We start from the raw sequence: 7,575 nt of genomic DNA on the forward strand, positions 1-7,575 counted from the left end.
CTGGGTGGTGAGCGGAAAGTTGGCGCAAGGTAGGGGGGGCTGGCCGAACGCATCATGAATCGCCCAGCTTGACATTCAGCTTCGAGGCGGGTGACGGAAATCACATTCCGCCGCCCATTCAGGTGTGGATCAAAGGGCGGCTGCCACCCGGCTGCCCTGATCGATGGCGCGTTTGGCGTCCAGTTCGGCGGCCACATCGGCACCGCCGATCAGCTGTGCGCTGATGCCCGCCGCCTGCAGTTCGGCCTGCAGCGCGCGGTTCGGTTCCTGCCCTGCACAGATCACCACATGATCCACCGGCAGCAGCTGTTCGCTGCCTTCCACGCGGATGCGCAGCCCCTGGTCGTCCACGCCGAGATACTCGACGCCGCCCAGCATCCGCACGCCCTTGGCCTTCAGCGTGGCGCGATGGATCCAACCGGTGGTCTTGCCCAGGCGCGCACCCGGCTTGCCGGGGCTGCGCTGCAGCAGCCACAGCCGGCGTGGCGAAGCGTCCACCTGCGGGCGGGCCAGCGAGCCGCGGGCCTCGAAGGTGGCGTCCACCCCCCATTCGGCCATCCAGCGCTGCGGGTCCAGCGACGGCGATGGGCCCTCGTGGCTGAGGAATTCCCCGACATCGAAGCCGATGCCGCCGGCACCGATGATGGCCGCGCTGGCGCCCACCTCGACCCGGCCCTGCAGCACGTCCAGGTAGCTGACGACCTTGGCGTGGTCCGCGCCGGGGAAGTCGACCCGGCGCGGCGTGATGCCGGTCGCCAGCACGACCTCGTCGAAGCCGGCCAGGTGGGTCGCATCTGCCCGGGTACCCAGGCGCAGCTGCACGCCGGTGTCCTGCAGCTTGTGGCGGAAATAGCGCAGCGTCTCGTGGAACTCTTCCTTGCCCGGGATGCGCTTGGCCACATTGAACTGGCCGCCGATCTCGTCGCTGGCGTCGAACAGGGTGACCTGGTGACCGCGCTCGGCGGCCACCGTGGCGCAGGCCAGGCCGGCCGGGCCCGCGCCCACCACCGCCACCCGCTTCGGTGTGGACGTCGGGCGGTAGACCAGTTCGGTTTCGTGCGCGGCCCGCGGATTGACCAGGCAACTGGCCAGCTTGTTCTCGAAGACGTGGTCCAGGCATGCCTGGTTGCAGGCGATGCACGTGTTGATCGTGTCGGCACGGCCGGCGCGCGCCTTGTTCGGCCATTGCGGGTCGGCCAGCAGCGGGCGCGCAAGCGACACCATGTCCGCACCGCCGTCGGCGAGAATGCGCTCGGCAACCTCGGGCATGTTGATGCGGTTGGTCGCCACCAGCGGCACCGCCACATGCGGCTTCAGCTTGGCGGTGACCCCGGCGAAGGCGGCGCGGGGCACCGAGGTGGCGATGGTGGGAATGCGCGCCTCGTGCCAGCCGATGCCGGAATTGATGATCGTCGCGCCCGCGGCCTCGATGGCCTGCGCCTGCTGCACGATTTCCTCCCAGTTGCTGCCGTCCTCAACCAGATCCACCAGTGACAGCCGGTAGATGATGATGAAATCCGGGCCGCAGGCTTCGCGGATGCGGCGCACGATCTCCACCGCGAAGCGCATGCGCTGGGAGGCATCACCGCCCCAGCGGTCCGTGCGCGTGTTGGTGCGGGGGGCGATGAACTCGTTGATGAGGTATCCCTCCGAGCCCATCACTTCGACACCGTCGTAGCCGGCTTCGCGTGCCAGCCTGGCGCTGCGTGCGTAATCGGCGATGTGCCGTTCGACGCCGCTGGCCGACAGTGCGCGCGGGGTGAACGGATTGATCGGCGCCTTGAGCTTGGAGGGCGCCACCGACAGGGGGTGGTAGGCATAGCGGCCGGCGTGCAGCAACTGCAGACAGATCTTCGCGCCATGCTGGTGGGCGGCGGCCGTCAGCTGCCGGTGCGGACGCACTTCCCAGGGCCAGGACAGCTTGCCGCCGAAGGGTTTGAGCCAGCCGACCACGTTGGGGGCGAAGCCGCCGGTGACGATCAGGCCGACGCCGCCTTCGGCCCGCTCGGCGAAGTAGGCGGCCAGGCGCGGGAAATCGCGCGCGCGATCTTCCAGCCCGGTGTGCATCGAACCCATCAGCACCCGGTTGCGCAGCTGGGTGAAGCCCAGATCGAGCGGGGCGAACAGGTGGGGATAGGCGCTTTCGTTGGCTGGCGACATGGTCGATACGCTTGCGTACGGAAGCGCGAAGCGTGCCGCGAAACGGCGGTTGGGGCAAGGGGCGGGCGAATCGGTAGCGCCGGGCCATGCCCGGCGATGCGGCTACCCGTGGCCGCGCTGCGCGCTCGCCGGGCGTGGGCCGGCGCCACCCGCCGGCAGGGGCCGGCCGATGCCGAACCAGCCCAGCGTCATCCCGCACAGCGGGCCGATCAGCAGCGCAAAGGCCAGGGTGCCGACGCCCACGTTGCCTCCCAGCCACCAGCCCAGAAGCAGGACGCTGCCTTCGATCAGGCTGCGCACCTTCCAGATCGGCCAGCCGGTGCGGGCATGCAGGCCGGTCATCAGCCCGTCGCGCGGGCCGGGGCCGAGCCGCGCGCCGATGTACAGGCCGGTGGCCAGTGCCACCAGCAGCATGCCGGCACCGAACATCGCCACCTGCCAGACCAGGCCGACAGCCGGCGGCAACAGCCACAGGCCGAACTGCGCGGACGGACCGATCAGCAGCACGTTGAGCACGGTGCCGACGCCCGGCTTCTGCCGCAGGGGCCACCACAGCAGCAGGACCAGCGCGCCGATCACGTTCGTGGCCAGGCCGAAGGACAGCGGGGTCTGCGCCGCGACGCCCTGCGACAGCACGTCCCAGGGCGCGACACCGATCGCAGCACGGATCATCAGCGAGGCGCCGAAGCCATACAGGAACAGGCCGACGATCAATTGCAGCAGGCGCAAGGGCAGGGCAGTGGGCATGGGAGCGCTCGGGGGGGGAGGGAATCTGTCTCCACCGTAATCCCGAATCGCCAGTTTCCATAGATACAGATCCCGGTGAATCCCGCGCCACAGCGCGCGCGTCAGTCGTCCCAGCCTGCCAGTGCCAGCTTGCCCAGCGTGCGGCCGCTGGCCAGCCGCTCATGCGCCGCCTGCAGGTTGGCGGCATTGATCGTGCCGAGTGTCTCGCTGAGCGTGCCACGCAGTTGGCCTGCATCGATCATGCTCGCGGCGCGGCTCAGGATGCGGTGCTGCTCGATGCGGTCGGCGGTACCGAAGCGCGATCGCGCGAACATGAATTCCCAGTGGATGCCGATGCACTTGGCCTTGTACGGGTCGCCGATGCGCAGCGCGCCGCGGGGTTCGACGATCAGCCCGACATGCCCCTGCGGCGCCAGCAGCTGGCCCAGTTCATCCCAGTAGTGATCGGTGTCGGCCAGGTTGAGCGCGATCTGCACGGCGCTGACGCCCAGTGCCTGCAGCTGCGGCTGCAATGGCTGGCGATGGTCGATCACGTGATGGGCGCCCATCTGCCGGCACCAGTCGGCCGACTGCTCGCGGGAGGCGGTGGCAATGACCGTGAAGCCGGCATGGCGGGCCAGCTGGATGGCCATCGAACCGACGCCGCCGGCGCCGCCGATCACCAACAGGTGCTGCCCGGCGTGGCGGCGATCATCCAGATGCAGCGGCATGCGCTCGAACAGCAGCTCCCATGCGGTCAGTGTGGTCAGCGGCAGCGCCGCTGCCTCGGCAAAATCCAGCGTGGTGGGCTTGCGTGCGACCAGCCGCTCATCCACCAGCTGATACTGGGCATTGCAGCCGGAGCGGGTGACATCGCCGGCGTAGTAGACCTCGTCGCCGGAGGCGAACAGGCGGGCGTCCTCGCCGATGGCCTCGACCACGCCCGCCGCATCCCAGCCGAGCACCCGCGGCGTGTCCAGCGTGGCCGGATCGGTGGCGGCACGCTGCTTGCCGTCGACTGGATTGACCGAAACCGCCTGCACGCGGACCAGCAGATCGCGGCCGGCTGGCGGCAGCGGCGGCGGCAGCCGGAGATCCTGCAGGGCGGGGGCGGATTCACGACTCAGGGCGACGGCTTTCATCTCGGCTCCGCCTCGGTTTCCCGTTTCATCATAAGGTTCCTCACGTTTCCGGGGGCGCGCTGAATCCCCTTCGCCGCGCGTTCCGCAGAATTTCGCCTGCGTTGCCTAAACACCGTCAAACCCTTATGGGGTGAGGGTCTTGCGGATTTTCATCATCCTGTATAGGGTTTCAACGTCGGACCGGTGGCCGGTCGGGTGCAACACTTCACATGTTACGGGGCTGTTAACATGGCCTTCACCCGCCTGAGCATAATGTTCGCGGCGGTGGCGTGCTGAATCGGCTGTCTGAACATCGACGCAGTAGTGCTGGCCCATGCCTCTACCGGTTTCATACCCCCGAAATAGGAGCTGTACTCAATGAACAAGAAGATCCTTACTGCCGCGCTGCTGGGTGGTCTGGCTTTCGCCCAGGCTGCTTCTGCGCAGGAGTTCGATGACCGCTGGTACCTGACCGGTTCGGCCGGCTTCAACTTCCAGGACAGCGACCGTCTGACCAACGACGCTCCGTTCGTGACCCTGGGCCTGGGTAAGTTCATCAGCCCGAACTGGTCGCTGGACGGTGAGCTGAACTACCAGAACCCGAACTTCGACAGCAATCAGGACCTGAACTGGTCGCAGTACGGCATCTCGCTGGACCTGCGTCGCCACTTCATCAAGGAAGGCCGCGGCTGGAACCCGTACATCGTCGGTGGCCTGGGCTACCAGAAGTCGGAAGAAGAGTACCCGGCGATCAGCGTCAATGGTCCGCGTGAGCGCAAGGACGGCAACGTTGCCGCCAAGCTCGGCGTCGGCCTGCAGACCACCTTCGACAAGCGCGTTGCTGTCCGCGCCGAAGTGGCCTACCGCGCTGACTTCGACGACAAGAGCTACCACGCTGCCAGCGAAGACTGGTTCGGCGACGTGCTGGCTTCGGTCGGCGTCGTGATCCCGCTGGGCCCGGCTCCGGTCGCGGCTGCTCCGGCTCCGGCTCCGGTTGCCCCGAGCTGCGCCGACCTGGATGACGACGGTGACGGCGTCAACAACTGCGACGACAAGTGCCCGAACTCGCAGCCGGGTCAGACCATCGGTCCGGACGGTTGCCCGGTGCCGGTCTCGATCGACCTGAAGGGCGTGAACTTCGACTTCGACAAGTCGAACCTGCGTCCGGACGCCGTGGCCATCCTGAGCGAAGCCACCGAGATCCTGAAGCGTTACCCGGATCTGCGCGTTGAAGTCGCCGGTCACACCGACTCGAAGGGTACCGACGCTTACAACCAGAAGCTGTCGGAGCGCCGCGCCACCGCGGTGTACAACTACCTGACCAAGAACGGCGTGGACGCTTCGCGTCTGGTCGGCCCGATCGGCTACGGCGAGAGCCGTCCGATTGCTCCGAACACCAACCCGGATGGTTCGGACAATCCGGAAGGTCGTGCCAAGAACCGTCGTACCGAGCTGAACGTCCAGAACTAAATTCTGACGTTTCGCCCGCAAGACACAGCAGGACCCGGCTTCGGCCGGGTCTTGTTGTTTCTGCGGCGGGAAAAGCTGGAACGGGCCTCGATGGACTGACCGTTTGTCGGCTTTTTGTCCAAAAAACCAATGAGTTGGCGCATTCATTGAAAGTGGCGCTTGAAAGCTGTCGCCGCATTGCTACACTCGCCGCGTCACCTTCCTTCCGTGGATGCCTCTCATGCTGCGCTCTGCATCGGCCGCCGTCCTGGCGCTGGCCCTGGTTCCTGCCGCTCACGCTGCGGTCGATTGCTCGGTCAACACCATCGCTTCGCCGCTGCCGCTGCCGGCCACGACCATCGCGCCGGTGGCCGACGAGCTGTACATCCGTGGCAACCAGCTGGGCATGCCGGCCGGTGTGCTGAGCAGCAGCTACGATCCTTCGCAGTCGCTGGACCAGGTGCTGCAGCGCCTGCGCATCGACGGCTGCCAGAACATCGCCAAGGCGATTCCGAGCGCGCCGGCGGTGCAGCCGAACGATCCGGCGGCGTACAAGCCGCAGACCGAATTCGACAATACGCCGTGGCGCTTCGACATGAGCCAGAACGGCAAGCGCATGACCGCCGAGGAATTCGATGCCTGGATGAAGGCGCGTGGCGTCCGCGTGGTCAAGGCGCGCCCGGCACCGGTGGCCACCCCGGCCGCGGCCGAAGTACCGGCTGAGACCAAGCCGGTCGATAAGAAGTAACCGTCGCGGGGAGCAGAGGCTTGCGTGCGCGCCGCCCACCTGCCGCCCCCGCCGCCCGCTCCCACGTCCTGCGTGGGCGCGCGGATCCGGTTGCATCCAAGGGTGTGCGCCATGGCCTGGCGCGTGTGCTCTCCAAGGCCGGCGTGTGCTCGCGCAGCGAAGCCGCGCGCTGGATCGCCGAGGGCCGCGTGCGCGTCTCCGGCCGTATCGTCCGTGACCCGGAGTTTCCGATCGGCAGCCCGGCACCCCCCATCGAGGTCGATGGCCTGCCGCTGGCACCGCGGCAACGGCTTTACCTGATGCTCAACAAGCCGCGCGGGGTGGTGACCACCGCGCAGGACGAGCGCGGCCGTGACACCGTATACCGCTGCTTCGACGGCGCCGGCCTGCCCTGGATCGGGCCGGTCGGCCGGCTGGACAAGGCCAGTGAGGGCCTGTTGCTGTTCAGCAACGATCCGCAGTGGGCGGCGCGCCTGACCGATCCGCAGACCGGGCCGGACAAGACCTACCACGTGCAGATCGATCGGCTGCCCGATGCGGCCACGCTGGCGGCGCTGCAGGCCGGGGTGGACGACGAGGGTGAGTTCCTGGCCGCCCGGGCCGTGCGCGTGCTGCGCAGCGGCGACAAGACCGCGTGGCTGGAGGTGGTCCTCGACGAGGGCCGCAACCGCCACATCCGCCGCCTGCTGGCGGCCTTCGACCTTCAGGTGCTGCGCCTGGTCCGGGTCGCGATCGGCGACCTGGCGCTCGACGATCTCGGCAAGGGCCAGTGGCGGATGCTGGAGGTCAATGACCAGCAGCGGCTGGGGGCCGCTGCACCGGGCTGAGCGTCATGCCCGCGGCCGGCGGATGCCGGTCACCCTTCCAGGCGTAGGGGGCGTCTGGTCGTCGAAATCCCGAACGGAGCCTGCCCATGTACCACTTGTCCCTCAACCGAACCCTGCGCTGTGCCGGCCTGCTGCTGCCGATCGTGCTGCTGGCCGCCTGCGGTGGCCACAAGAAAATGGCCAAGACGGAAACGCCTGCCGAAACCCCGGTGGTGGAAGTGAAAACCCCGGAACTGGATGGTCGCGGCAGTTACCGCTTCCTGATGAGCGACGGCGACAGGAAGATGACCGCCGACGAGTTCGATGCATGGATGAAGGCCAATGGCATCCGCGTCGCCCGTGGCAATGGCCAGGACGCTGCCGCCAAGCCGGTCGTGGTGGCCAGCAAGGATGAGCCGAAGGACAAGAAGAAAAAGAAATGACGCGCATTGCGCGTCATTCCGGTAGCGGCCGGGCCTGGCCGGGGCGCCCCAGGGGCGGCGGGGGGGGAACCCCCCGCCCAGGGCCGGCCCCGGGCCCAGGGGGGGGCTAACCCAGAGAACCC

7 protein-coding genes are annotated in these 7,575 nt (G+C 67.9%); 4 read left to right on the top strand and 3 right to left on the bottom strand.

Annotated elements, in window-relative coordinates:
- Window positions 1-129: 129 nt before the first annotated feature.
- The 3 genes from ACVOME_RS11505 to ACVOME_RS11515 all read right to left on the bottom strand — a co-directional run bounded on the left by ACVOME_RS11505 (window position 130) and on the right by ACVOME_RS11515 (window position 4,028).
- Window positions 130-2,160 carry an NADPH-dependent 2,4-dienoyl-CoA reductase gene (locus ACVOME_RS11505; protein WP_283219431.1) on the bottom strand — a complete coding sequence of 677 codons (2,031 nt, stop codon included), beginning with the start codon at window positions 2,158-2,160 and terminating at the stop codon, window positions 130-132.
- Between the two features lie 102 nt (window positions 2,161-2,262).
- Window positions 2,263-2,907 (bottom strand): membrane protein YczE, encoded by a 645-nt coding sequence (gene yczE, locus ACVOME_RS11510; protein WP_197572465.1) that lies wholly within the window; start codon window positions 2,905-2,907, stop codon window positions 2,263-2,265.
- Window positions 2,908-3,008: 101 nt separating this feature from the next.
- Window positions 3,009-4,028, bottom strand: coding sequence for a zinc-binding alcohol dehydrogenase family protein (locus ACVOME_RS11515; protein WP_481505103.1), 1,020 nt, complete (start codon window positions 4,026-4,028; stop codon window positions 3,009-3,011).
- A gap of 357 nt (window positions 4,029-4,385) precedes the next feature.
- Here ACVOME_RS11515 and ACVOME_RS11520 point away from each other — a divergent pair, with 357 nt between their 5' ends.
- From ACVOME_RS11520 to ACVOME_RS11535, 4 genes are all read left to right on the top strand, one after another.
- Window positions 4,386-5,477 (top strand): OmpA family protein, encoded by a 1,092-nt coding sequence (locus tag ACVOME_RS11520; protein WP_053520027.1) that lies wholly within the window; start codon window positions 4,386-4,388, stop codon window positions 5,475-5,477.
- 220 nt (window positions 5,478-5,697) lie between these two features.
- Window positions 5,698-6,204 (top strand): hypothetical protein, encoded by a 507-nt coding sequence (locus ACVOME_RS11525; RefSeq protein WP_197600984.1) that lies wholly within the window; start codon window positions 5,698-5,700, stop codon window positions 6,202-6,204.
- Window positions 6,205-6,224: 20 nt separating this feature from the next.
- The gene (locus tag ACVOME_RS11530) at window positions 6,225-7,031 is read left to right on the top strand and encodes a pseudouridine synthase (RefSeq protein ID WP_481505104.1); all 807 of its coding nucleotides are present in this window, start codon (window positions 6,225-6,227) and stop codon (window positions 7,029-7,031) included.
- A gap of 86 nt (window positions 7,032-7,117) precedes the next feature.
- Entirely contained in the window at window positions 7,118-7,453 is a 336-nt protein-coding gene (locus ACVOME_RS11535; protein WP_197600983.1) for a hypothetical protein, read from the top strand.
- Window positions 7,454-7,575 lie beyond the last annotated feature (122 nt).

The organism is Stenotrophomonas sp. STEN008 (assembly GCF_056760435.1).

Bases quoted from the DNA above. Each gene is read 5' to 3' on its own strand.
- ACVOME_RS11515 (WP_481505103.1), bottom strand. From the start codon at position 4,028: ATGAAAGCCGTCGCCCTGAGTCGTGAATCCGCCCCCGCCCTGCAGGAT.
- ACVOME_RS11525 (WP_197600984.1), top strand. From the start codon at position 5,698: ATGCTGCGCTCTGCATCGGCCGCCGTCCTGGCGCTGGCCCTGGTTCCT.
- ACVOME_RS11520 (WP_053520027.1), top strand. From the start codon at position 4,386: ATGAACAAGAAGATCCTTACTGCCGCGCTGCTGGGTGGTCTGGCTTTC.
- ACVOME_RS11505 (WP_283219431.1), bottom strand. From the start codon at position 2,160: ATGTCGCCAGCCAACGAAAGCGCCTATCCCCACCTGTTCGCCCCGCTC.
- ACVOME_RS11535 (WP_197600983.1), top strand. From the start codon at position 7,118: ATGTACCACTTGTCCCTCAACCGAACCCTGCGCTGTGCCGGCCTGCTG.
- yczE (WP_197572465.1), bottom strand. From the start codon at position 2,907: ATGCCCACTGCCCTGCCCTTGCGCCTGCTGCAATTGATCGTCGGCCTG.